The sequence below is a fragment of the Ralstonia pickettii genome (genome assembly GCF_016466415.2).
GTDB lineage: Bacteria > Pseudomonadota > Gammaproteobacteria > Burkholderiales > Burkholderiaceae > Ralstonia > Ralstonia pickettii.
The window spans coordinates 148915-171242 of sequence record NZ_CP066771.1 but is presented as its reverse complement, the minus strand read 5'-3'; the positions used below and the strand labels follow the sequence as shown (position 1 = coordinate 171242).

The window sequence follows — 22328 nt, the reverse complement described above, 5'->3', positions numbered from 1 at the left end:
CGATTGCTGGTTGGGAGGCATCGACATGTTGCGATTCATGCACATTCCCGAGGTCTCTTATGGAAACGCAGACAACGCCTTCTCAAACCGCCAGCAAGAGGGGCCCCGTTTTGGCGCAACAGTCCGATACAATTGCTGTCGTATCGAACCAACAAGCGCAGCGCACGGAGTCGGGCAATCCGCCCAGCGCGCTCATAAGGAGCAGCATGATTCGCGTCCTGATTGCGGACGACCACGAGATCGTCCGCGCCGGCCTTCGACAGTTTCTGTCCGAAGAGCGGGACATCGAAGTCGCGGGGGAAGCGGCCAGCGGGGAAGAGGTGATGGAGCAACTCCGCACCGGGGCCTTTGACGTCGTGGTGCTCGACATTTCCATGCCCGATCGCAACGGCATAGACACCCTCAAGCTGGCTCGCCAGCGCCATCCGGATCTGCCGGTGCTGATCCTGTCGACCTTCCCGGAAGACCAGTACGCCATTAATCTCATCCGCGCAGGTGCCTCGGGCTATCTGACCAAGGAAAGCGCGCCGGACGAGCTGGTCAAGGCCATCCGCACCGTGTCGCAAGGCCGTCGCTACGTCAGCCCGACCGTGGCCGAACTGCTGATTGGCGGCCTGGAAAAACCGACCGACCAGCCGCTGCACCAGACGCTGTCCAAGCGCGAATTCCAGATCTTCTGCAAGCTGGCGCGCGGGCAATCGGTATCGGTCATCGCGGAAGAGTTGTTCCTGAGCGTCAAGACGGTCAGCACGTACCGCACGCGGATTCTGGAAAAGATGGGCATGAAATCCAATGCCGATCTGACGTATTACGCCATCAAGAACGGCCTGGTTGAGTAGCATGCGGTGGGGTGCCAAAACCCCTTGGCGCGCCGCAAACCCAACTGGCATGTAGGACAACGCCTGATACCACCTCGGCAACCCGCTGGCTAACATCAACCCATGCTGGATCAAGCCGTCACCCTCTCCGCCCGTGGCCTGCGTGTCCTCCTGATCGAGGACTCCCCTGTGCTTCGTGGCATGGTGTTGGAATACCTCAAGGCCTCCGCCTTCGTGGCGACGGTCGAATGGGCAGACACCGAAGATTTGGCGCTGCGCCTCCTCGGGCAAGGCAACTACGACGTCGTGATCGTTGACCTGCAATTGCGGCAGGGCAACGGGTTCAAGGTCCTTCAAACCTTGCGTGATCAGGCATCACCCAGCGTGCGTATCGTCTATACCAACCACGCGCAAGTGCCGACCTACCGGCAGCGCTGCTTTGAAGCTGGCGCCAACTATTTCTTCGACAAGTCGCTCGAGCTCGACAAGGTGTTCGAGGTCATCGAAGAGCGCGCCGGCGTGGGCCGCCCCCGCCCGCAGCCCGCGCAGCATTTTCACCCCTGAGATTGTTCGCGCGCGCCGCAAATACCGCCGCGCTGCGCGCCCAACGTCATTTCTCACCCCAAGGAGCGTTCGATGAAGACCTTGTGTGCCGCACTTGCACTGACGTGTATGTTCCTGGCTGGCTGCAACACCATGGCCGGCGCCGGCAAAGACATCCAGACCGGTGGTCAGAAGCTGGAGAACTCGGCCGACAACGTCAAGCAGAAGATGTAACGCCCGCGTCAGCCAATCCGGCATCAAAAACAACAAGCCCCGCGATGGGGCTTTTTGTTTGGGCAGCACCTGGCGAGCGACCTACACCGTTGCGCCGCCGTGACCCGGCGCGGGCGCAATCCCGCCAGTCAGCGCCTGCATGCCCGACGGTTCGTTGGCCGCACTCCGGTCGAAGACGGCATCGCTGGGAGGTAGCTCGACGATGATCGTCACGCCTCCGCCCGGCATGGAATCGATGACGAGCGTGCCACCCAGCGCAATGGCACGCTGCTCCATCCCCAGCAGGCCGTGATGGCCAACCATGCGGCGGCGCTCGATATCGGCAGGGAAACCTCGGCCGTTGTCGCGCACGCGCAAGCGCACGCCCTCTTCACCCACATCGAGCGCCACCGACACCGTGGTCGCATGCGCGTATTTCGATGCGTTGGTCAGCGATTCCTGCACGATCCGATACAGCGCGATGGCCGCATCGTCGGTCAGCTTGGGCATATCGTCGGGCAGGCTCACTTCCGTATGCCAGCCATTGCGCGTACCGACGTCCTCGGTCAATTGCGAGAGCGCTTCCACCAGCCCCAGGTTCAGCAAGATGGTCGGGCGAAGGTCTTCGATCAGGCGGCGCTTGATCTGGATGCCCTGATCGACGTGGGCCATCACGCGGGTAATCTTTTCACTCACGGCCGGCTCGCTGCTGTGCACGCGTGAGCGCAGCCAGTGGAGGTCCATCTTGGTGGCGGTGAGGATGGCGCCCAACTCGTCGTGCAACTCGCGCGCCAGGCGCGTCTTCTCGTCTTCGGTTACGCGCTGCAAGTGCGCGGCGAGGTCACTCAACTGTCGTGTACGCTCACGCACCATGCGGTCGAGTTTCTGGCTTTCCTCTTCGGCCATGTCGCGCTCGCGCTCCGTCACGGCAAGGCGCTTGGCGTGCTGCATGCCCAATACCACCAGCAGGATGATGTTGACCGCCGTGATGAGCGCAATGCCGTAGCGCGAGAGCGCCAGGTCGCGCTCGGCGTGTTCAAGACTGCGCGCCACGGTGGCGATCTCACGCTGACGCAGTCGATCCAGCCCCTGTCGCACCGCTTCCATCGATGCCTTGCCGAAATCGGTGCGCACGAGATCGAGCGCCACTTCCAGATCACGCTTGCCATAGATGAGCGTGAGTTCCATCTCGGTGAGCTTGCGGCTCACCTGAAGCGCTGTCTCCGAGAACAGCTTGAGCGCGTCCGGATCGTTGGCGTAGTGATCGCGAATTTCCGCCATCAACGCGTGGATGTGCGGGATGGCCTTGTTGTACGGATCGAGGTATTCGTCCTTGCCCGTGAGCAAGAACCCGCGTTGCCCGGCCTCGGCATTCACCAGTTCGGCCAGCAGTTCGTTGATGGCGGTTTCAGCCTGCTGCGACTGAATCACCTGCCGATAGCCCTGGCTCAGGCGGATGTTGCCCGTCTCTGAGGCAATCAGCACCCCGAGCGTCAGCAGAATGCCGCCGGCGAGCAGCAGAGTGGAGCGCAAGGATGACCGCATGGCATGCAGACCCATAGGAAACGTCAAACCGCCCGACGCGGCGTGCGTTGCGTTTGTGATTTTTTTAGCAATTCGGATGATACCGCGTGGGCGCCCCGGGCGACACTTGGGGCGCACCCCGGTCAGGCACGCGATGTGCGTGGGGATACGCCGCAGGGCGGTGCCCTGCATCCCATCCATCCGAACCGGAGACGACAACATGCTCAAATGGGCACTCATCTTCGCCATCATCTCCCTGGTGGCAGGCGTGCTGGGCTTTACCGGCATTGCCGCAGGTGCGGCAAGTATCGCCAAGGTCCTGTTCTTCATCTTCGTGGTGCTGTTCGTGCTGTTTCTGGTGTTGGGCGTCACGGTCTTCAAGGCCGTCGATTAGCGCGGCCAATCCAGCGCGGAAGCGCGGCCCGTGTCTTGCTAGCTGTTTTGGGTCACGTGGCCCGCTTTTGCACAAGCCGAATCGCACTCAAGACAACCGCACCGCAGGTGTGTGCCGCCCTGCGGCGCCACGACGAGGAGCCTCCCCATGTCACTTTTTGCCAACCATCGCGTCCGCAGTCGGATAGATGAAGTCAACGACCGCGCGCGCCGCGCCATGGACAGCGCCAGCGACGCCGTCGACCACGCCCGCAGCGCCTCCCGCCCCGCCGTGGAAGACGTTCAAAGCCTGCTGCGCTCGCTTGAGGACGCCATCCATACGTTGACGGACGAAGGCAGCGCCGAAGCCGATCGCGCAAGCCGTACGCTTCAGGCGCGTGCCGACCAGCTGCGCCGCGCCGCCAACGAGCGTGCCCACCAGGCCCGCGAACGCATGGACTGGGCACTTGGCCGCACGGAAGAAACCATCACAGCGGCGCCGTTCAGGGCGGTTGGCGTGGCCGTGGCCATTGGCGCGGCGATCGGCTTGGTCGTGGCACTGGCCGGCAGCGGCCGTCGCGACGGAAGCGAATAACCCTCTCCGCCCATCACCGCAGGAGCAACCCCATGAGTCTGACCAACGTCGCCGCCCCCTCGGAAAGCGGCTTTCTCACCGACATCAAGACTTTGCGCGAACGTGCTCGCAAGCACATCCAGGAAGGTGCGGTGACCGAAGATTACAAAGCCGATCGGGAGACCGTGTTACGGCTGCTGAACGAGGCGCTGGCGACCGAGTTGATCTGCGTGCTGCGCTACCGGCGCCATCATTTCATGGCCAAGGGCATCAACGCAGAACCGATCGCAGCAGAATTCCTGGTGCACGCCAACGAGGAACAGGCCCACGCCGACAGCATCGCCGCCCGCATCGTGCAACTGGGCGGCGAGCCCAACTTCAACCCCGAAGGGCTGTCCACGCGAAGCCATTCCGAGTACGTGGAAGCCGACAGCCTGGTCGACATGATCAAGGAAAACCTGGTGGCCGAACGGATCGCGATCGACAGCTACCTGGAGATGATCCGCTACATCGGGGATCGAGACCCCACCACGCGGCGCGTGCTGGAACAGATTCTGGCCGTGGAGGAAGAACACGCGGACGAGTTGTCCGACATGCTTCACGACCAATAAAGCGAAAGCAGTCGGACGAGATACCGGCCAGCGCGCCAGCCCCCCCTCCCCCGCTCCCGGCCCGCTGTGGCCGGATGCCCGGACCGCCCCGTTTGGCGGCCGGGCATTTTTTTGGCCTGCGTCCGAAGCTCAGACGCCCCAGAGCACGCTGGATTGTTCGACCAGCGATTCTTCCAGCATGTGCAGCAGCGGATAGGCGCGCTGGCCGAGGTGCGGCGGCTCTTCTTCGCCGTTTTCTTCCAACTCGGACGCCGACAGTTCGGCCACCTTGATATGTGCCTGGTGCGTGTCATCCTTGATGGCACGCTTGAGGCGGTCGATGGCGTGGGGCATTTCTTCGGGCGTGATGACACCGCGCTCGCCCAGCGTCTTGCCGATCACGCCCAGGAGCACCATGGCGAGATCCTTCTGCATCGAGAATTTCTGCGAAGCGTGCGAAGTAAAGGTGATCATGATTTGTTGTTTCCCTTGGTTGGGTGGGGGCCACGGATTGCCCTGACTGGGGCGGATACCTCTGAGACCGCGGCTCACCTGATAAAATTTCGTACTTTTCCCCGAACAACGCAACTGGCGGCGCCAGGACTGGATTTCAATCCATTTCAGCACTGCCGGCGTCATGGTTTCTTTATGCTGCCCTCCCACAAACAGACGATCGCCCAACTGTTGTCCGACGCCGTCGGCTCCCTGCTGCCCGAGGGCCAAGCCCGACCGGAGATCGTCCTGGAGCGCCCCAAGCAGGCCGCGCACGGCGACATCGCCTGCAACGTCGCGCTGCAGCTCGCCAAACCCCTGGGCACCAACCCGCGCGAGTTGGCCGGCAAGATCGCCGATGCCATCCGCGCCGATGCCCGCGGCCAGCGTCTGGTGGCTGCCGTGGAAATCGCCGGCCCGGGTTTCATCAACCTGCGCCTGTCTGCCGCCGCGCGTGCCGACGTGATCGCCGCCGTGTTTGCCGAAGGCGACCGCTACGGCGCCGCCAACACGCATGACGGCGCTCCGGTGCTGGTGGAATTCGTCTCGGCCAATCCGACCGGTCCGCTGCACGTCGGCCACGGCCGCCAGGCCGCACTGGGCGATGCGCTGGCGAGCCTGCTCGACTGGCAAGGCCACAAGGTCCACCGCGAGTTCTATTACAACGACGCCGGCGTCCAGATCCACAACCTCGCCGTCTCCGTCCAGGCCCGCGCACGCGGCTACAAGCCCGGCGACGCCAACTGGCCTGAAGCCGCGTACAACGGCGACTACATTGCCGACATCGCCGCCGATTACCTCGCCGGCAAGACCGTACGCGCCTCCGATGGCGAACCCGTGACCGGCGAGCGCGATGTGGAAAACCTCGAAGCCATCCGCCGCTTTGCCGTGACGTATCTGCGCAACGAGCAGGACATCGACCTGCAGGCCTTCGGCGTGAAGTTCGACCGTTACTACCTGGAGTCGTCGCTGTACACCGAAGGCAAGGTACAGCAAACGGTGGACGCGCTCGTCGCTGCCGGCAAGACCTACGAGCAGGAAGGCGCGCTGTGGCTGCGCACGACCGATGACGGCGACGACAAGGACCGCGTCATGCGCAAGTCCGACGGCGCGTACACGTACTTCGTGCCCGACGTGGCGTACCACACGACCAAGTGGGGCCGTGGCTTCACGCAGGTCATCAACGTGCAGGGCAGCGACCACCACGGCACGATCGCCCGCGTGCGCGCCGGCCTGCAGGGCCTGAACATCGGCATCCCGAAGGGCTACCCCGATTACGTCCTGCACAAGATGGTCACGGTGATGAAGGACGGCGCCGAGGTGAAGATTTCCAAGCGCGCCGGCTCGTACGTGACGGTGCGCGACCTGATCGAATGGTCCAACGGCGACGCCGAGAGCGAAGCCGGTGTCGACACCATCCGCGCCTGCGTGGAAGCCGGCGAGCCGAACTGGCCGGCGCGCTTCACGCGCGGCCGCGACGCCGTGCGCTTCTTCCTGCTGTCGCGCAAGGCCGATACCGAATTCGTCTTCGACGTGGATCTGGCGCTCAAGCAGAGCGACGAGAACCCGGTGTATTACGTGCAGTACGCTCACGCGCGCATCTGCTCGGTGTTCGAGCGCGCCGGCGTTGACCCCGCTTCGCTCACCAACGCCGATCTCGCTGCGGTGACGGGCCCGGACGTCAGCCCGCAGGCGACCGCCCTGGTGCAACGCCTAGCTGCATTCCCCGACATGCTGGTCGACGCCGCGCGGGAGCTGGCCCCGCACGCCGTGGCCTTCTACCTGCGCGACCTCGCGGGCGATTTCCACGCGTTCTACAACGCCGATCGTGTGCTGGTGGACGACGAGGCCGTCAAGCGTGCCCGTCTGGCCCTGCTGGCTGCCACGCGCCAGGTGCTGCGCAACGGGTTGACGGTGATCGGCGTATCCGCGCCGCAAAAGATGTAAATGCCCGCGATCGGGCATCACACGGCGCTCTTATAATCGGGCGCTTCTAGAAGGATCGACATGGCACGCAATACGCAATCTTCCCGTTCCCGCTCGCAACGCGGCGGCACGTTTCTGGGTCTGGTGTTGGGCTTGATCGTCGGTTTGGCGATCGCAGTGGTGGTGGCGGTGTACATCACCAAGGCCCCGGTGCCCTTCGTATCGCGTGGCGGCGCGCAGCCCAAGCCGAGCGAAGCGGGCAACGTGGTCAACACGCTGCCGCCCCCGGTACAACCCGCGCCTCAGGCCAGCGCGCCGCAGGCAGCTGACCCCAACGCACCGCTGTGGAGCCGCGTGCCGGCCAAGCCGGTCGATCAGCCCGCTGATCAGAATAATCCGCCGCCCGGAATCACCATCCGCCCGGCGCAGCCGGGCTCGGCGCCGCAAACGGCGAGCGCACCGATCGCCAAACCGCCCAAGCCGCCGGTCGCGGCTTCCAACGAAAAGCCGGTCACGGACCCGATTGCAGAGATCGCTCGCCAGGATGCTGCCAAGACGGGCTATTTCCTGCAAGTGGGCGCTTATAAATCCGCCGAAGATGCCGAGCGCCAGAAGGGCAATCTGGCCATGCAGGGCTTTGAAGCCAAGGTGACGCAGCGCGAGGTGAACGGCACCACGATGTATCGCGTGCGCCTGGGGCCGTTCAATTCGCTGGATGAGATGACCGCTGTACGCAGCCGCCTGCAGTCGACGGGCGTGGAATCCTCGGTCATCCGCTTCGCTCGCCAGTAACGTCAAGTTGTGCAGCCTGCTGTGAACCCGGCAGGCTGTGATCGGTCAGAAACCTGAGTCTCAGTTACGCTGACAGCGGCATCTGTCGGTTCTGCACTGGATTTCGCTGGTTTTTCCGTTGCTTCGTCCAGTTCGTCGTCTAATTCGTCGTCCATTCACCATGAAAAAACTCGCTGCTTTCCTGATTGCCCTCGCCACCGGCGCCGGCTTCCTGATGACCGCGCCGGCCAACGCCGCGCCCACCGCCGGTAAGGAATACAAAGTGCTGCAAACGCCGCAGCCCGTGCCCGCAGGCAAGATCGAAGTGACGGAGTTCTTCTGGTACGGCTGCCCGCACTGCTACGACTTTGAAAACACCTGGACGGCGTGGGTCGCCAAGCAAGGCAAGGACGTGGTGATCAAGCGCGTGCCGGTGGCCTTCAATGCCAAGCTGGAACCGCATACGCGCATCTATTACACGCTGGAAGCGCTGGGCAAGCTCGACGCCAAGGACGCCAGCGGCAAGACGCTGCATGACCGCGTATTCGACCAACTGCACAAGAACTACCGTTCGATGTCCGAACTCGATGACATCGCCAAGTTCATGGCTGCAAACGGCGTCGACGAGAAGCAGTTCCGCGACACCTACAACTCGTTCAGTGTGAACGCCAATACCAAACGCGCCGCGCAACTGGCCGATCAGTACAAGATCGAAGGCGTGCCGACCGTCGTTGTGCAGGGTAAATACACCACGTCGCCGGCAGATGCCGGCAGCAACGTGGGCGCTGCCCAGACGCTCGACTACCTCGTCGACCAGGTGCGCAACCGCAAGATGTGACGGATTGACGCGTTTCCGGGCATCCGCCCGGGCGTGACACCGCCATCGACGCCCGCCCCTGTGCGGGCGTTTTTTGTGCGTCGGCCTTCTTCACACCTACCAGGACATCGACATGAGCGAGATCGTCTTCATCACCGGCGCCTCCAGCGGCATCGGCCAAGCCTTGGCACGTCAGTACGCAGCGCAGGGCGCAACGATCGGGCTGGTCGCACGGCGTGTCGACGCGCTCCAAGCGTTTGTGCAGACCCTGCCAGCCGCCCTCCAGAGCCGCTGTCACTGCTACGCCGCCGACGTGCGCAGCGCCGATTCAATGCGCGACGCGGCCAACGCCTTTATCGCCACGGTCGGGCTGCCCGATGTGGTGATCGCCAACGCCGGCATCTCGGTCGGCACGGACTTGCGCGAACCCGGCGACCTGAAAGCCTTTGCTGTCGTGATGGACACCAACTGGATGGGCGTGCTCAACACGTTCCAGCCGTTTGTCGGGCCGATGCTGGCACGCGCCAAGCCTGGGCAGCCCGGCGGCACGCTGGTCGGCATTGCCAGCGTGGCGGGCGTGCGCGGGCTGCCGGGTGCGGCGGCGTACAGCGCCTCCAAGTCGGCGGTGATCAAGCTGATGGAGAGCCTGCGCGTGGAATTCGGCCCGCTTGGGCTGCGCGTGGTGACGATCGCCCCCGGCTACATCCGCACGTCGATGACCGAACACAATCCGTATCCGATGCCCTTCCTGATGCCGGTGGACCGCTTCGCGCTGAAAGCCGTGAATGCGATCCATCGCGGCGTGCGCTTCACGGTGCTGCCATGGCCGATGGGCATCGTCGCCAAGCTGCTGCACGTGCTGCCGCGCGGGCTCTATGACTTTGCGTTTGCGCGCGCCGGGCGCAAACCTCGCAACCCCGAGATTTCGTCATGACTTACACCGATGCGGCTGGGCTCGCCCACGCCCCTGTCGACACCACACCGCGCATCGCCAGCCTGGTCCCTTCGATTACCGATCTGCTGTTCTCGCTCGACCTCGGCGATCAGCTCGTCGCCCGCACCGGCTTCTGCATCCACCCGCGCGAAGCGGTGCGCAACGTGCCCAAGGTTGGCGGCACCAAGACCGTCAAACTGGACAAGTTGCGCGAGCTGGCGCCCACGCACGTCATCGTGAACATTGACGAGAACACGCGCCCGACCGTCGACAGGCTGCGCGAGTTCATCCCGCACATCATCGTCACCCATCCTTGCTCGCCCGAAGACAATCTCGCGCTATACCAGCTGCTGGGCGGCATCTTCCGCCGCGAGGCGCAGGCACAAAAGCTGGCGGACGCGCTCACGCAGGAGCTGGAAGCGCTGCGCGGCCGCCACTTCCTGCCGCACCGCGTGCTGTACGCCATCTGGCAAGACCCGTGGATGACGGTGTCGCGCGACACGTACATCTCGCGCATGCTCAAGCTCGTGAATTGCCATACGTGGCCGGACGACCCTGCGCCCGTGGAATGCGGCACCGACAAGAGCGGCGATTGTGCCCGCCCCAATCGGCCCGACACGCACTACCCGACGTTCCGTTGGAGCGATGATGTCGTGCGCAACATCGACTGCGTGCTGCTCTCCACCGAGCCTTACAGCTTTACCGAAGAGCACGTCGATGCGCTGGAAAAACAGATCGGCAAGCCGGTCTACCTCGTGGATGGCGAAATGGTGTCGTGGTACGGCAGCCGCGCGATTGATGGCGTGCGGTATCTGGGGCAATTTGCGAAGACGCTGCGTTAGGGCCAAATCTTCAGGCCGAAAAAAACCCGCCGGTTGGCGGGTTTTTTGTTGGCCGCAGCGATACGTTATCGCTCGAACCCATAGTCGTACTCGACCTTGGCAATGCGCAGGTGGTACGACGCATACCACTGCTCACGTCCCAGCTTCTGGGCGGCAAGGTGGTCACTCTGGTTCTTCCATTCGCGAATGGCCTCCAGCGACGACCAATACGACACGGTGATACCCGGCCGCCCCTGATCGCCGGCCAGCTCATCGCGTACGGATTCGATGCCGAGAAACCCCGGCATACTGCGGCCCAACTCCACCATGCGGTCGGCCATGGCGCCGTAGCCGTTGTCGCCGTCGGTGCGCGTGGAGGAAAAAATCACCGCGTAATACGGCGCAGTCGGCGTTTGCGCGGGAAACGGCAGGACGACGGCGCTGTCGTCGAGAACGTCATGCTGGTCAGCCATGGTCGGCTCCGGTGGAAAGCACGGGTTGTGTGGTTATGCAGCGGCCTGGAATCGAACGATACCGTCCGCGCCGGTTTCGCGCACCAGTTCGCCTTGATGCCACAGCGCATGCAGGTGAGCAAGCGCCTCGCCCATCGCGAAGGTCATCTGGTGCACATCGAACTGGCGTTTGAAGATGACGTTGACGATGTCGCGGGCCGATTGCGGCGCGGCCTTGCACGCGGCCAACGTTTCGGCCAGGCGATCCGCATGGTGATCGCGCAGTTGCCGAATGCGCGTATGCAGCCCCCGGAACGGTCGCCCGTGCGACGGCAGAATCAGCACATCCGCGGGCAGCGGCTCGTATTTGCCGAGCGAATCCAGATACAGCGTGAGCGAATCCGCTTCAGGCTCCAGATCGAACACGCTGACGTTGGTGGAAATGCGCGGCAGGACCATGTCGCCGGAAATCAGCACGTTGGCATCTTCGCTGTAGAGCGCGACGTGCTCGGGCGCGTGGCCGAAACCGGTGATGACACGCCACTTGTGCTCGCCGATGGTGACGACATTGCCGTCCATCAGGCGACGATACTGGCTCGGCACGCCGGGCACGAGCGTGCTGTAGTAATCCTTGCGATTGCGGATGCCTTCGATGGAAGTCGGGTCGGTCAAGCCGTGGCGCTCGAAATGGCGCGCGGCAAATTCGCCGCCGGCATTCGACGCGCCCGTGCCGCCCACCAGCATGCGCGCGAAGGCGTAGTCGCCCAGGCTCATCCACAGGCGCACGTTCCAACGTTTTTCGTCGCCGCCTTCGCACAGCCAGCTCGAGAGGCCAACGTGATCCGGATGGCAGTGCGTGACCAGCACGCGCAGCACCGGCAGGCCGTCGAGGTGGTTCGCGAAGATCGTTTCCCAGTACCCGCGAATCGCTTCGTGGTTGATGCCGCAATCGATGATCGTCCAGCCGTCCTGCCCGTCTTGCCGATCGCGCAGCAGCCAGAGGTTGATGTGATCGAGCGCAAACGGCAGCGGCATGCGCAGCCAGTAAACGCCGGGGGCGACTTTAAACCGCGTGCCGCCTTCGGGAAGCATGTCGCCAAAGGGATAGTCGAGTTGGTGTTCGAGCGCGTTCATGAGGTTGTGGTCTCGGTCGCCGCCTTTGGGTGCGTCGGGGCGGTCTCTGCGATTGCGGTTTGGCGCCATTGACGCTAACGTAAACGTCAATTCGCCGCCGGTCATCCATCTTAAGCGAAAACTTAATGTCGCTGCCCGGCGTGCATGTGTCATCACTCCTCTGCCGTTAGCCCGTTCCCGCCGTATGTCCGCCTCCACTCCGTCTGCCGCCGCCGCGCTTGCCGCCGATCTTGAATCGGGCGATGCCGGCGCGCTTGCCGACGCAAGCTTCACCATCACCGATCTTGCCCGCGAGTTCGATATCACGCCGCGCGCCATCCGCTTCTACGAAGACCAGGGCCTACTGGCGCCGGATCGGCAGGGCCCGGGCGGGCGTCGCCGGGTGTATTCGGCCGGCGAGCGTACACGCCTGAAACTGACCCTGCGCGGCAAGCGGCTCGGCCTGTCGCTGGGTGAGATCAAGGAGATCCTGGACCTGTATGAGTCACCGCGCGATACGGTGCCGCAGCTGGAGCGCTTCCTGGCGTCGCTGGCCCAGCACCGCGCGGTGCTCACGCAGCAACTGGAAGACCTGAACGCCCAACTGGCCGAGATCGACCAGCACGAACGCCAGTGCCGGCGCCTGCTGCAAGACGCGCAGGCCGGCACGGTCAAGCCGACCAAGCGCCGCAAGGCCGCCTGATTCCGCAAATCTACGTAATGGACGGTCATTGACGTTTACGTAAACGTCAATACAATACGCAACACCCTGCTGCACCCTCCCGGCACCGCGGCGCCCGCCATAAGCGACGCGCACCGCACAGCGCCAGACCACTGACAGAGACACCCGCGGCTCGAACCGCGCCCAAGGAGACCACCATGATTGAGCTGCCCGGCCTGAAATTCGACTTGGGCGAAGACATCGAGATGCTGCGTTCGGCCGTGCGCGATTGGGCGCAGGGCGAGCTGGCACCGCGTGCCGGCGAAATCGACCGCACCGACCAGTTCCCGATGGACGCATGGCGAAAGATGGGCGAGCTGGGCGTGCTCGGCATCACGGTGGCGGAGGAATACGGCGGCGCCAACATGGGCTACCTGGCGCACATGATCGCCATGGAAGAAATCAGCCGCGCATCGGCGTCGGTGGGCCTGTCGTATGGCGCGCACTCGAACCTGTGCGTGAACCAGATCCACCGCAACGGCACGGCGGCCCAGAAGGCCAAGTACCTGCCCAAGCTGGTGTCGGGCGAATGGGTGGGCGCGCTGGCAATGAGCGAGCCGAATGCGGGGTCGGACGTCGTCAGCATGAAGCTGCGCGCAGAGCTGAAAGGCGACCGCTACGTGCTCAACGGCACCAAGATGTGGATCACCAATGGCCCCGACTGCGACGTGCTGGTCGTCTACGCCAAGACCGAGCCGGAACTGGGCGCGCGCGGCATGACGGCGTTCATCGTCGAGAAAGGCATGAAGGGTTTCTCGGTGGCGCAAAAGCTGGACAAGCTCGGCATGCGCGGCTCGCACACGGGCGAGCTGGTGTTCGAGAACGTGGAAGTGCCGGTGGAGAACATCCTCGGCCAGGAAAACGGCGGCACCAAGGTGCTGATGAGCGGCCTGGATTACGAGCGCGCGGTGCTCTCCGGCGGCCCGATCGGCATCATGCAGGCCTGCATGGACGTGGTCACGCCGTACATCCACGACCGCAAGCAGTTCGGCCAGAGCATTGGCGAATTCCAGCTCATCCAGGGCAAGATGGCTGACATGTACACCACGCTGCAGGCTTGCCGCGCGTACCTGTACACGGTCGGCAAGAACCTCGACTCACTGGGCCGCGACCACGTGCGCCAGGTGCGCAAGGACTGCGCCGGCGTGATCCTCTACACCGCCGAGAAGGCCACCTGGATGGCCGGCGAAGCCATCCAGATCCTGGGCGGCAATGGCTACATCAACGAATTCCCGGTCGGCCGCCTGTGGCGCGACGCCAAGCTGTACGAGATTGGCGCCGGCACGTCGGAAATCCGCCGCATGCTGATCGGCCGCGAGCTGTACGCAGAGACGATGTAACTGGCGAGAGCAGGCGGGGCTGGGGCACGGGGCCATCAGCCAAACGGATAAGGAGGCGCAACGGTTTCAGGACGCGAACACGGTACCGAAGACCCTACAATCTAGGTCTGCCTGGTTTGCTGGTTTTGCCGCTTCCCTGCCCCCGCGCACACGCCATGTCCCATTTCCCCAAGCTCCTCTCGTCGCAGATCGCCTTCGACGTTGCCCGCACGATGCTCGACGGCTTCGACAAGCACTATCGCTTGTTTCGCGAGGTCAGCGTACAGGCCAAGACGGCGTTCGAGACCGGAGACTGGGCCGGCCTGCAGCAGTTGCAGCGGGACCGCATTGCTTATTACGACGAGCGCGTGCGCGAAGCGTCGGTCATCCTCGAAGACGAATACGACGCCGAGAACATCGACGACGAGATCTGGCGCCAGATCAAGCTGCACTTCATCGGCCTGCTGACCAACCATCATCAGCCCGAGTGCGCCGAGACCTTCTTCAACTCGGTGTGCACGCGCATCCTGCATCGTTCGTACTTCAACAACGATTTCATCTTCGTGCGCCCGGCCATCTCGACGGAGTACATCGAGAATGAAGAGTCGCCCACCAAGCCGACGTACCGCGCGTACTACCCCGGCACGCGCGACGGCCTGGGTGCCTGTTTCGAGCGCATCGTCCACAACTTCCAGCTCAACGCGCCGTTTGAAGACCTGGAGCGTGATATCGGCTACGTGGTGCGCGCGGTGGGCGAGCACTTCGGCGATTTCCGCATCGCGCCCAATTTCCAGATCCACGTGCTGTCGTCGCTGTTCTTCCGCAACAAGGCGGCGTACATCATCGGGCGCGTGATCAACGGCGACAAGACGTTCCCGCTGGCCGTGCCGATCCTGCGCAATGCCGCAGGCCAGCTCTCGCTCGATACGGTGCTGCTGCGGCAGGAACAGCTGCTGATCCTGTTCTCGTTCACGCACTCGTATTTCATGGTGGACATGGAGATCCCGTCTGCCTACGTGACCTTCCTGCGTGACCTGATGCCGCGCAAGCCGCGCGCCGAGATCTACACCTCGCTCGGCCTGCAGAAGCAGGGCAAGAACCTGTTCTATCGCGACTTCCTGCATCACCTGCAGCACTCGTCGGATAAGTTCATCATCGCGCCGGGGATCAAGGGCCTCGTGATGCTGGTGTTCACGCTGCCCTCGTACCCGTACGTGTTCAAGGTCATCAAGGACTACTTCCCGCCGCCCAAGGAAACCACGCGCGAGCTGATCAAGAGCAAGTATCAGCTGGTGAAGCGCCACGACCGCGTCGGGCGCATGGCCGATACGCTGGAGTATTCCGACGTGTCCTTCCCGCTCTCGCGCTTTGACGACGACCTCATCAAGGAGCTGGAGAAGCACGCGCCGTCGATGGTCGAATACCAGCGCAGCGAAGACGGCAGCGAAGAGATCGTCATTCGCCACGTCTACATCGAGCGCCGCATGACGCCGCTGAACATCTGGCTGCAGGAAGGCACCGATGCGCAGGTCGAACACGGCATCATCGAATACGGCAACGCCATCAAGGAACTCATCGCCGCGAACATCTTCCCGGGCGACATGCTGTACAAGAACTTTGGCGTGACGCGCCACGGCCGCGTGGTCTTCTACGACTACGACGAGATCGAATACCTCACCGACTGCAACATCCGCACCGTGCCCGAACCGCGCACGGAAGAAGAAGAAATGTCCGGCGAGGTCTGGTACAACGTCGGCCCGCACGACATTTTTCCCGAGACGTACCGCACGTTCCTGCTGGGCGACCCGCGCGTGCGCGAAGCCTTCCTCAAGCACCACGCAGACTTCTTTGAAGCTTCCATGTGGCAGGGGTACAAGGAGCGTCTGCTCACGGGGCAGATGCACGATTTCTACGCGTATGACGCAGCCGAGCGCTTCGTCAATCGCTACGGCGCGAGCGCGCCCGACAACGCAGCGCAAGACAACACGACGCTGCAGCGCGCCGCCGCTTAACCCTCTCAACACGACGGGAAACCATGCCACATCGCATCAAAGAGCTGTTCGAGAACAACCGGAAGTGGGTCGAGCGCGTCAACGCTGAAGACCCGGCGTTCTTCTCCAATCTGGCCAACCAGCAGAACCCGGAATACCTGTGGATCGGCTGCTCGGATTCGCGCGTGCCGGCCAACCAGATCATCGGTCTGCCGCCGGGCGAGGTGTTCGTCCACCGCAACATCGCCAACGTCGTGGTGCACTCGGACTTGAACTGCCTGTCGGTGCTGCAGTTCGCGGTGGAGGTGCTGAAGATCCGGCACATCACGGTGGTGGGTCATTACGGCTGTTCGGGCGTGAAGGCCGCGCTGACGAAGCAACGGTTTGGTCTGGCAGACAACTGGATTCGTCACGTGCGCGACGTGGCCGAGCAGCACGAAACCTATCTCGGCACCGTGGTTCGTGAGCAGGATCAGCATGACCGGCTGTGCGAGCTGAACGTGATCCATCAGGTCAACAACGTGTGCCTGACGACGATCGTGCAGGACGCGTGGGATCGCGGGCAGCCGCTGACTGTTCATGGCTGGATTTACGGCGTGAAGGACGGGATGTTGCGCAATCTGGGGATGGCGGCGAGTTCGAATGAGGAGCTGCATGCGCAGCTTGCTGATGCTTGGTTGAACTATGGGAAGGAAGGGAGTGTGCCTAGTCCGGTGGGGTTTTGAGCTTTTGCTTTTTTGAGGGATGGATTTGATGTTGGTGGTTCATCCCCCTTTCGTACCCTGCCGGGCACGACTCACTTTTCTTTGTCTTGCCAAAGAAAAGTAAGCAAAAGAAAGGCGCGCCCGAGATGGCGAAAGATTCCTTGAATTTATGTCGCAGGGAGGGAGGGGAGGCAAACTCGCTTCGCTCAGACAGGCCTCCCCTCTTTTTCCTCCCTGCAACAGAAATTCAAGGCGCCATCTAGGGCAGGAACGGCCCCACCATCGCAGTGCAAACGCAGTGGTGGGTACGCGGCAAGACGCAGAGCGAAGCAAACGGCAGCAAGCAACAGCAACAGCAAAAAACAAGAGCCTGATGGGGCACGCACACCAACGGTTTGGCCGTTGACGTTCCTGCCCTTGATGGCGCCTTGGATTTTTGTAAGCGAGCGGAAACAAGACGGGAAACTGTTTGAGCGCAGCGAGTTTTTCCCGTCTCCGCCCGGTTACGAAAATTCAAGGGATGGGTCGCCATCTCGGGCGCGCCTTTCTTTGGTTACTTTCTTTGGCAAGACAAAGAAAGTGAGTCGGCCCCGGCAGGGGACGAAACGGAGATGGACCAACAAGGCCCACCCAACAAGCAAGAGACACATCAACCCTGCACCAAAAGTGCAGAACATGTCCCAAGCACAGTTCCAGGAGATTGCAGCAATGTCCGACCGCATCGTCATCGCCTCCGCCGCCCGTACCCCGATGGGCGCCTTCCAGGGCGAACTCGCCAGCCTCACCGCTCCGCAACTCGGCGCCGCTGCCATTCGCGCTGCGGTCGAACGCGCGGGATTGAAACCGGGACAGATCGAAGAAGTCATCATGGGCTGCGTTCTGCCTGCGGGCCAGGGGCAGGCGCCGGCTCGTCAGGCCGCACTGGGCGCGGGTCTGCCGCTGTCGGTCGGCTGCACGACGGTCAACAAGATGTGCGGTTCGGGCATGCGCGCAGCCATGAACGCGTATGACGCGCTGCTCGCGGGCTCGGTCGACGTGGTGGTCGCGGGCGGCATGGAAAGCATGACCAATGCGCCGTACCTGATCCCGAAAGGCCGCGGCGGTTATCGCATCGGGCACGGCATGATCTACGACCACATGATGCTCGACGGCCTGGAAGACGCCTATGAAAAGGGCCGCGCCATGGGCACCTTCGGCGAGGACTGCGCCGAGAAGTACGGCTTCACGCGCGAAGCCCAGGACCACTTCGCGATGACGTCGGTGCGCCGCGCGCAGGAGGCCACCGAATCCGGCGCGTTCCGCTGGGAGATCACGCCGGTTACCGTGCCGGGCAAAGCCGGCAAGGGCGACGATAGCGTCATCGACACCGATGAAGGCCCGCGCCGCATCAAGGTCGACAAGATCCCCTCGCTCAAGCCCGCGTTCAAGAAAGACGGCACGGTGACGGCCGCGTCGTCTTCGTCGATCAACGATGGTGCGGCTGCGCTGGTGATGATGCGCGAGTCGACTGCCAAGCAACTCGGCATCACGCCGCTCGCCGTGATGCTCGGCCACACCACGCACGCACAGGCACCGGGCTGGTTCACCACGGCGCCGGTCACCGCCATCGACAAGCTGTTCAAGAAGCTCGACTGGAACTCGGGCAACGTCGACCTGTTCGAGATCAACGAGGCGTTTGCCGTGGTGCCGATGGCCGCGATGCACGACCTGAAGATCCCGCACGAGAAGGTGAACGTGAACGGCGGCGCGTGCGCGCTGGGTCATCCGATCGGCGCCTCGGGCGCGCGCCTGATCGCGACGCTGCTGGGCGCGCTGCAACACCGCGGCGGCAAGCGCGGTGTTGCCAGCCTGTGCATTGGCGGCGGTGAAGCCACGGCCGTCGGCATCGAACTCTACTAAGGCGCGCGCATGACGAACGCAACGTCCCGCCGCACGCGTACCGCGCTCATCCTGGGCGCGTCGCGCGGCATCGGTCTGGAGACCGTCAAGCAATACCGATCGGATGGCTGGCGCGTGATCGCCACCGTGCGCTCGCAAGCAGCCGCAGAAGAATTGCAGGCGCTGGGCGCGGAAACGCACGTGCTGGATCTGACTGACGCCAATGCCGTTGCCGGGCTCGCGTGGAAGCTCGACGGCGAAGCGCTGGACGTGGCGATCTACGTAGCGGGCATCTACGGCCCGCGCACGCAGGGCGCCACGCCCGTCAGCCAGGCGGATTTCGATGCCGTGATGCACACCAATGTGTGGGGCCCGATGAACGTGCTGCCCGCCGTGCTGCCCATGGTGGAAGCCGGACGCAATGGTGTGGACGAACCCGGCGGCGTGCTCGCCGTCATTTCCAGCCGCATGGGCAGCATCGGCGACATGGAGAGCAACGGCGGCTGGCTGTATCGCGCGAGCAAGGCAGCGGTGAACGCCGTGCTGCGCGCCTTGTCGATCGATGCCAAGAACGCCACGTGCCTGACCTTCCATCCGGGCTGGGTGCAGACCGACATGGGCGGCGCGGGCGCGGCCATCACGCCGCAGCAGAGCGTGGCCGGCATCCGCCGCGTGATTGCCGGCGCCACGCGCGCCGACAACGGCGGGTTCCGCAACTACGACGGCAGCGTCATTGAATGGTGAGGCCGGAACGATGCTGCTGACCCAAGAGCAAGAGATGATTCGCGACGCCATCCGCACCTTCGTGCGCGAGGCGATCACCCCGCACGCTGCCGCATGGGACCGCGATGCGACGTTCCCGAAAGACGTGCACCGCCAGCTCGGCGAGCTGGGCGCCTATGGCGTGGCTGTGCCGGAAGAACTCGGTGGCGCGGGGCTCGACTACCTGTCGCTGGCGCTGATCCTGGAAGAGATTGCTGCCGGCGACGGTGGCACCTCCACGGTCATTAGCGTGAACAACTGCCCCGTGTGCAGCATGCTGATGGCGTTTGCGAACGACGCGCAAAAGCAGCAGTGGCTCGTGCCGCTGGCGCGCGGCGAGATGCTCGGCGCGTTCTGCCTGACCGAGCCGCACGTCGGCTCCGACGCATCGGCGCTGCGCACCACGGCCGTGCGCGATGGCGACCACTGGGTCTTGAACGGCGTGAAGCAGTTCATCACCAGCGGCAAGCATGCCGACGTGGGGATCGTCATGGCTGTGACGGACAAAGCTGCAGGCAAGCGCGGCATCAGCGCGTTCCTGGTGCCGACCAAGACGCCGGGCTACATCGTCGCGCGACTCGAAGACAAACTCGGCCAGCACTCGTCCGACACGGCGCAGATCGTGTTCGAAGACTGCCGCATCCCCGCCGATTGCCTGTTGGGCGAAGAAGGCGCGGGCTACAAGATGGCGCTGTCCGGGCTGGAAGGCGGGCGCATCGGCATTGCCGCGCAGAGCGTGGGCATGGCGCGTGCGGCCTTTGAGGCAGCGCTGGCGTATGCCAAGGAGCGCGAGAGCTTCGGCCAGCCGCTGTTTGCGCACCAGGCGGTGCAGTTCCGCCTGGCCGAGATGGCGACGCGTGTGGACGTCGCGCGGCAGATGGTCTGGCATGCCGCCAGCCTGAAGGACGCCGGCCTGCCGTGCCTGAAAGAAGCGGCCATGGCCAAGCTCAACGCCAGCGAGATGGCCGAACGCGTGTGCTCCGATGCCATCCAGGTCTTCGGTGGTTACGGCTACGTCAGCGACTTCCCGGTGGAGCGCATCTACCGCGACGTGCGCGTGTGCCAGATCTACGAGGGCACGAGCGATATCCAGAAAATCTTGATCGCCCGCGCGCTGGCGTAGGCATTTTTTTGGGGAAGGCGCAGCACAACAAGGGGAGCACACCATGAACGGGGCCATCGATTTCTACTTCGACTTCTCATCGCCGTACGGCTACTTCGCCAGCACGCGCGTGGAGGAACTCGCCCAGCGGTACAACCGGGCGACGGCATGGCACCCGATCCTGCTGGGGGTGGTCTTCAAGACCACCGGCGGCTCCCCGCTGCCGCAGGTGCCGCTCAAGGGCGATTACGCGTGGCGCGATTTCGAGCGTACCGCGCGCTTCAACGGCATTGAATACCGCAAGCCGACGCACTTCCCGCTGCCCACGCAATACGCCGCGCGGGCCACGCTGTGGGTGCATGACCATCACGGCGGGGAGCGCGCGATCGACTTCGCGCGGGCCGTCTACCGCGCACTGTTCGTTGACGACATCAATATCGGCGAGCCGACCGAGGTGATGAAGATTGCCGACGCGATGGGCATCGACGGTGCCGCGCTCAACGCCGGCGCAAGCAGCCAGCAGATCAAGGATCAGCTCAAGGCCGAGATCGACCTGGCGATGTCGCGCGGCGTGTTCGGCTCGCCCTACGTGATCGTCGACGGCGAGGCGTTCTGGGGCTTCGACCGCTTTGACCAGATTGAAGCGTTGCTGCGCGACGGACGCATATAAGGCCACATCCACAACGGCGGCAGATGCACGAACCGCCGCCAACGAACCAACAACGAAGAGCGCATGACTGCAGTGACCTCCTCTGTTTCAAACCACCCGCGCTTTGACGCGATCCTCTTCGATTGCGACGGCGTGCTGGTCGACAGCGAACCTATCGTCAACCGGCTGATCTGGGAGATGCTGATCGAGCTTGGCATCGACATCAGCCTGGAAGATTCCATCCAGCGTTTCCTCGGCAAGGCCATCCGCGAAGAGCTGGATGCGATTGCCGAGATGCGCGGCGCACCGCTGCCGCCGAACTGGTTGTCCACCTTCCAGGCGCGACGCAACGTGCTGCTCGAAGCCGAAGTGGAAGCCGTGCCGTATATCGGGCACGCCATCGATGTGCTCTCCAGGCTCGGCCTGCCGATGGCCGTGGCTTCCGGAGCGGACCGCATGAAGGTGGAGCTGCAGCTCAATCGCACCGGTCTGATCGAGCATTTCCAGCCGACGGACGTGCGCATCTTTTCGGCCACCGAAGTCGCGCGCAGCAAGCCCGCGCCCGACGTGTATCTGCTCGCCGCCAGCAGCTTGGGGGTATCGCCGTCGCGCTGCCTGGTGATCGAAGACAGCCCCACGGGCGTTACCGCTGGGCACGCTGCCGGCATGACGGTGCTGGCATACGCGGGCCGCAACGCGCCCGGCCCGTTGATCGCCGCTGGCGCGGCGCGCACGTTTACCGACATGCGCGAGCTGCCGGAACTGCCGGAGTTGCTGGCCTGATGCCTGCTGCACAAACCCAGCCCATCGGCGCGGCCGACGCGTGCCCCTGCGGCAACGGCGCCTATGCGCGTTGCTGCGGCCCGTTCCACGCGGGCGAGGCCGTGGCGGCCACCGCTGAGCAACTGATGCGCTCGCGCTACAGCGCCTATGTGCTGGGCGACACGGCGTACCTGCGGCGCACGTGGCATCCGTCCACCTGCCCCGTCGACCTGGAAACCAGCGAAGCAGACGCCGCTGCCACGCGCTGGCTCGGCCTGGACGTCAAGCGCCACACGCCGCAAGACGCGACGCACGCGACGGTGGAATTCGTCGCCCGCTACAAGGTGGGCGGCCGCGCGCATCGCCTGCATGAAACCAGCCGCTTCGTCCGCCTGGACGCCAGCGGCGCTGAATCCGCCGAAGGCCGTTGGCTGTACGTCGACGGCACTTTCCCTGACTGAACCGTACCGACCTTCCCGC

25 protein-coding genes are annotated in these 22328 nt (G+C 63.9%); 21 read left to right on the top strand and 4 right to left on the bottom strand.

Annotated elements, in window-relative coordinates:
* Positions 1 to 206: 206 nt before the first annotated feature.
* From RP6297_RS00760 to RP6297_RS00750, 3 genes are all read left to right on the top strand, one after another.
* Positions 207 to 839 (top strand): response regulator, encoded by a 633-nt coding sequence (locus RP6297_RS00760; RefSeq protein WP_037027780.1) that lies wholly within the window; start codon positions 207 to 209, stop codon positions 837 to 839.
* A 102-nt stretch (positions 840 to 941) separates the two neighbouring features.
* On the top strand, positions 942 to 1382 hold the full coding sequence (locus RP6297_RS00755) for a response regulator (RefSeq protein ID WP_012760977.1): 441 nt from the start codon (positions 942 to 944) through the stop codon (positions 1380 to 1382).
* 72 nt (positions 1383 to 1454) lie between these two features.
* Positions 1455 to 1595 (top strand): entericidin A/B family lipoprotein, encoded by a 141-nt coding sequence (locus RP6297_RS00750; RefSeq protein ID WP_012760976.1) that lies wholly within the window; start codon positions 1455 to 1457, stop codon positions 1593 to 1595.
* An 81-nt stretch (positions 1596 to 1676) separates the two neighbouring features.
* On the opposite strand, the gene RP6297_RS00745 is transcribed toward RP6297_RS00750, so the two are convergent.
* Positions 1677 to 3119 carry a sensor histidine kinase gene (locus RP6297_RS00745; RefSeq protein WP_037028749.1) on the bottom strand — a complete coding sequence of 481 codons (1443 nt, stop codon included), beginning with the start codon at positions 3117 to 3119 and terminating at the stop codon, positions 1677 to 1679.
* Between the two features lie 199 nt (positions 3120 to 3318).
* Here RP6297_RS00745 and RP6297_RS00740 point away from each other — a divergent pair, with 199 nt between their 5' ends.
* The 3 genes from RP6297_RS00740 to RP6297_RS00730 all read left to right on the top strand — a co-directional run bounded on the left by RP6297_RS00740 (position 3319) and on the right by RP6297_RS00730 (position 4655).
* Positions 3319 to 3492, top strand: coding sequence for a DUF1328 family protein (locus tag RP6297_RS00740; RefSeq protein ID WP_004633727.1), 174 nt, complete (start codon positions 3319 to 3321; stop codon positions 3490 to 3492).
* A 147-nt stretch (positions 3493 to 3639) separates the two neighbouring features.
* Positions 3640 to 4065 (top strand): DUF883 family protein, encoded by a 426-nt coding sequence (locus RP6297_RS00735; protein ID WP_037027777.1) that lies wholly within the window; start codon positions 3640 to 3642, stop codon positions 4063 to 4065.
* A gap of 32 nt (positions 4066 to 4097) precedes the next feature.
* Positions 4098 to 4655, top strand: a complete 558-nt coding sequence (locus tag RP6297_RS00730) for a ferritin-like domain-containing protein (protein WP_037027774.1) — start codon at positions 4098 to 4100, stop codon at positions 4653 to 4655.
* 129 nt (positions 4656 to 4784) lie between these two features.
* Here RP6297_RS00730 and RP6297_RS00725 read toward each other — a convergent pair whose 3' ends face one another.
* A complete protein-coding gene (locus RP6297_RS00725; protein WP_037027773.1) occupies positions 4785 to 5108 on the bottom strand; it encodes a DUF1840 domain-containing protein in 324 nt (107 codons plus the stop codon).
* A gap of 174 nt (positions 5109 to 5282) precedes the next feature.
* Here RP6297_RS00725 and argS point away from each other — a divergent pair, with 174 nt between their 5' ends.
* From argS to RP6297_RS00700, 5 genes are all read left to right on the top strand, one after another.
* The gene (gene argS, locus RP6297_RS00720) at positions 5283 to 7073 is read left to right on the top strand and encodes an arginine--tRNA ligase (RefSeq protein ID WP_037027772.1); all 1791 of its coding nucleotides are present in this window, start codon (positions 5283 to 5285) and stop codon (positions 7071 to 7073) included.
* A gap of 60 nt (positions 7074 to 7133) precedes the next feature.
* The gene (locus tag RP6297_RS00715) at positions 7134 to 7844 is read left to right on the top strand and encodes an SPOR domain-containing protein (RefSeq protein ID WP_037027771.1); all 711 of its coding nucleotides are present in this window, start codon (positions 7134 to 7136) and stop codon (positions 7842 to 7844) included.
* A 160-nt stretch (positions 7845 to 8004) separates the two neighbouring features.
* Complete coding sequence (locus RP6297_RS00710) at positions 8005 to 8661, top strand: thiol:disulfide interchange protein DsbA/DsbL (RefSeq protein WP_004633713.1); 657 nt, start codon at positions 8005 to 8007, stop codon at positions 8659 to 8661.
* Positions 8662 to 8773: 112 nt separating this feature from the next.
* On the top strand, positions 8774 to 9574 hold the full coding sequence (locus tag RP6297_RS00705) for an SDR family oxidoreductase (protein WP_037028745.1): 801 nt from the start codon (positions 8774 to 8776) through the stop codon (positions 9572 to 9574).
* Positions 9571 to 10416: a helical backbone metal receptor gene (locus tag RP6297_RS00700; RefSeq protein ID WP_037027770.1), complete on the top strand. Its 846-nt coding sequence runs from the start codon at positions 9571 to 9573 to the stop codon at positions 10414 to 10416. The genes RP6297_RS00705 and RP6297_RS00700 overlap by 4 nt, the downstream gene beginning before the upstream one ends.
* Before the next feature lie 65 nt (positions 10417 to 10481).
* Here the strand turns inward: RP6297_RS00700 and RP6297_RS00695 are convergent, their stop codons facing one another.
* Positions 10482 to 10868, bottom strand: a complete 387-nt coding sequence (locus RP6297_RS00695) for an antibiotic biosynthesis monooxygenase family protein (RefSeq protein ID WP_009239249.1) — start codon at positions 10866 to 10868, stop codon at positions 10482 to 10484.
* A 33-nt stretch (positions 10869 to 10901) separates the two neighbouring features.
* Positions 10902 to 11981: an MBL fold metallo-hydrolase gene (locus RP6297_RS00690; RefSeq protein ID WP_037027768.1), complete on the bottom strand. Its 1080-nt coding sequence runs from the start codon at positions 11979 to 11981 to the stop codon at positions 10902 to 10904.
* 184 nt (positions 11982 to 12165) lie between these two features.
* Here RP6297_RS00690 and RP6297_RS00685 point away from each other — a divergent pair, with 184 nt between their 5' ends.
* The 10 genes from RP6297_RS00685 (at position 12166) to RP6297_RS00640 (ending at position 22309) form a co-directional block, all read left to right on the top strand.
* Positions 12166 to 12663, top strand: a complete 498-nt coding sequence (locus tag RP6297_RS00685) for a MerR family transcriptional regulator (RefSeq protein WP_037027766.1) — start codon at positions 12166 to 12168, stop codon at positions 12661 to 12663.
* 176 nt (positions 12664 to 12839) lie between these two features.
* Positions 12840 to 14021 carry an isovaleryl-CoA dehydrogenase gene (locus RP6297_RS00680; protein ID WP_037027764.1) on the top strand — a complete coding sequence of 394 codons (1182 nt, stop codon included), beginning with the start codon at positions 12840 to 12842 and terminating at the stop codon, positions 14019 to 14021.
* 155 nt (positions 14022 to 14176) lie between these two features.
* Positions 14177 to 16012, top strand: coding sequence for a bifunctional isocitrate dehydrogenase kinase/phosphatase (gene aceK / locus RP6297_RS00675; protein ID WP_037027763.1), 1836 nt, complete (start codon positions 14177 to 14179; stop codon positions 16010 to 16012).
* 23 nt (positions 16013 to 16035) lie between these two features.
* Entirely contained in the window at positions 16036 to 16716 is a 681-nt protein-coding gene (gene can, locus RP6297_RS00670; protein WP_027678430.1) for a carbonate dehydratase, read from the top strand.
* Positions 16717 to 17403: 687 nt separating this feature from the next.
* Positions 17404 to 18594 carry an acetyl-CoA C-acetyltransferase gene (locus RP6297_RS00665; protein WP_037027762.1) on the top strand — a complete coding sequence of 397 codons (1191 nt, stop codon included), beginning with the start codon at positions 17404 to 17406 and terminating at the stop codon, positions 18592 to 18594.
* 9 nt (positions 18595 to 18603) lie between these two features.
* Positions 18604 to 19317 carry an SDR family oxidoreductase gene (locus tag RP6297_RS00660; protein WP_037027760.1) on the top strand — a complete coding sequence of 238 codons (714 nt, stop codon included), beginning with the start codon at positions 18604 to 18606 and terminating at the stop codon, positions 19315 to 19317.
* Between the two features lie 10 nt (positions 19318 to 19327).
* The gene (locus RP6297_RS00655) at positions 19328 to 20458 is read left to right on the top strand and encodes an acyl-CoA dehydrogenase family protein (RefSeq protein WP_037027758.1); all 1131 of its coding nucleotides are present in this window, start codon (positions 19328 to 19330) and stop codon (positions 20456 to 20458) included.
* A gap of 43 nt (positions 20459 to 20501) precedes the next feature.
* On the top strand, positions 20502 to 21107 hold the full coding sequence (locus RP6297_RS00650) for a 2-hydroxychromene-2-carboxylate isomerase (protein ID WP_012760959.1): 606 nt from the start codon (positions 20502 to 20504) through the stop codon (positions 21105 to 21107).
* 63 nt (positions 21108 to 21170) lie between these two features.
* Positions 21171 to 21869: an HAD family hydrolase gene (locus tag RP6297_RS00645; RefSeq protein ID WP_037027756.1), complete on the top strand. Its 699-nt coding sequence runs from the start codon at positions 21171 to 21173 to the stop codon at positions 21867 to 21869.
* Positions 21869 to 22309 (top strand): YchJ family protein, encoded by a 441-nt coding sequence (locus tag RP6297_RS00640; protein ID WP_037027755.1) that lies wholly within the window; start codon positions 21869 to 21871, stop codon positions 22307 to 22309. The genes RP6297_RS00645 and RP6297_RS00640 overlap by 1 nt, the downstream gene beginning before the upstream one ends.
* Positions 22310 to 22328 lie beyond the last annotated feature (19 nt).

Excerpts from the sequence above, each read along its gene's own strand:
- RP6297_RS00650 (WP_012760959.1), top strand. The coding sequence starts at position 20,502 with ATGAACGGGGCCATCGATTTCTACTTCGACTTCTCATCGCCGTACGGC.
- RP6297_RS00705 (WP_037028745.1), top strand. The coding sequence starts at position 8,774 with ATGAGCGAGATCGTCTTCATCACCGGCGCCTCCAGCGGCATCGGCCAA.
- RP6297_RS00710 (WP_004633713.1), top strand. The coding sequence starts at position 8,005 with ATGAAAAAACTCGCTGCTTTCCTGATTGCCCTCGCCACCGGCGCCGGC.
- argS (WP_037027772.1), top strand. The coding sequence starts at position 5,283 with ATGCTGCCCTCCCACAAACAGACGATCGCCCAACTGTTGTCCGACGCC.
- RP6297_RS00685 (WP_037027766.1), top strand. The coding sequence starts at position 12,166 with ATGTCCGCCTCCACTCCGTCTGCCGCCGCCGCGCTTGCCGCCGATCTT.
- RP6297_RS00750 (WP_012760976.1), top strand. The coding sequence starts at position 1,455 with ATGAAGACCTTGTGTGCCGCACTTGCACTGACGTGTATGTTCCTGGCT.
- RP6297_RS00745 (WP_037028749.1), bottom strand. The coding sequence starts at position 3,119 with ATGCGGTCATCCTTGCGCTCCACTCTGCTGCTCGCCGGCGGCATTCTG.
- RP6297_RS00735 (WP_037027777.1), top strand. The coding sequence starts at position 3,640 with ATGTCACTTTTTGCCAACCATCGCGTCCGCAGTCGGATAGATGAAGTC.
- RP6297_RS00725 (WP_037027773.1), bottom strand. The coding sequence starts at position 5,108 with ATGATCACCTTTACTTCGCACGCTTCGCAGAAATTCTCGATGCAGAAG.
- RP6297_RS00695 (WP_009239249.1), bottom strand. The coding sequence starts at position 10,868 with ATGGCTGACCAGCATGACGTTCTCGACGACAGCGCCGTCGTCCTGCCG.
- RP6297_RS00655 (WP_037027758.1), top strand. The coding sequence starts at position 19,328 with ATGCTGCTGACCCAAGAGCAAGAGATGATTCGCGACGCCATCCGCACC.
- RP6297_RS00755 (WP_012760977.1), top strand. The coding sequence starts at position 942 with ATGCTGGATCAAGCCGTCACCCTCTCCGCCCGTGGCCTGCGTGTCCTC.
- RP6297_RS00690 (WP_037027768.1), bottom strand. The coding sequence starts at position 11,981 with ATGAACGCGCTCGAACACCAACTCGACTATCCCTTTGGCGACATGCTT.
- aceK (WP_037027763.1), top strand. The coding sequence starts at position 14,177 with ATGTCCCATTTCCCCAAGCTCCTCTCGTCGCAGATCGCCTTCGACGTT.
- RP6297_RS00730 (WP_037027774.1), top strand. The coding sequence starts at position 4,098 with ATGAGTCTGACCAACGTCGCCGCCCCCTCGGAAAGCGGCTTTCTCACC.
- can (WP_027678430.1), top strand. The coding sequence starts at position 16,036 with ATGCCACATCGCATCAAAGAGCTGTTCGAGAACAACCGGAAGTGGGTC.
- RP6297_RS00665 (WP_037027762.1), top strand. The coding sequence starts at position 17,404 with ATGTCCGACCGCATCGTCATCGCCTCCGCCGCCCGTACCCCGATGGGC.
- RP6297_RS00640 (WP_037027755.1), top strand. The coding sequence starts at position 21,869 with ATGCCTGCTGCACAAACCCAGCCCATCGGCGCGGCCGACGCGTGCCCC.
- RP6297_RS00715 (WP_037027771.1), top strand. The coding sequence starts at position 7,134 with ATGGCACGCAATACGCAATCTTCCCGTTCCCGCTCGCAACGCGGCGGC.
- RP6297_RS00760 (WP_037027780.1), top strand. The coding sequence starts at position 207 with ATGATTCGCGTCCTGATTGCGGACGACCACGAGATCGTCCGCGCCGGC.
- RP6297_RS00740 (WP_004633727.1), top strand. The coding sequence starts at position 3,319 with ATGCTCAAATGGGCACTCATCTTCGCCATCATCTCCCTGGTGGCAGGC.
- RP6297_RS00660 (WP_037027760.1), top strand. The coding sequence starts at position 18,604 with ATGACGAACGCAACGTCCCGCCGCACGCGTACCGCGCTCATCCTGGGC.
- RP6297_RS00700 (WP_037027770.1), top strand. The coding sequence starts at position 9,571 with ATGACTTACACCGATGCGGCTGGGCTCGCCCACGCCCCTGTCGACACC.
- RP6297_RS00645 (WP_037027756.1), top strand. The coding sequence starts at position 21,171 with ATGACTGCAGTGACCTCCTCTGTTTCAAACCACCCGCGCTTTGACGCG.
- RP6297_RS00680 (WP_037027764.1), top strand. The coding sequence starts at position 12,840 with ATGATTGAGCTGCCCGGCCTGAAATTCGACTTGGGCGAAGACATCGAG.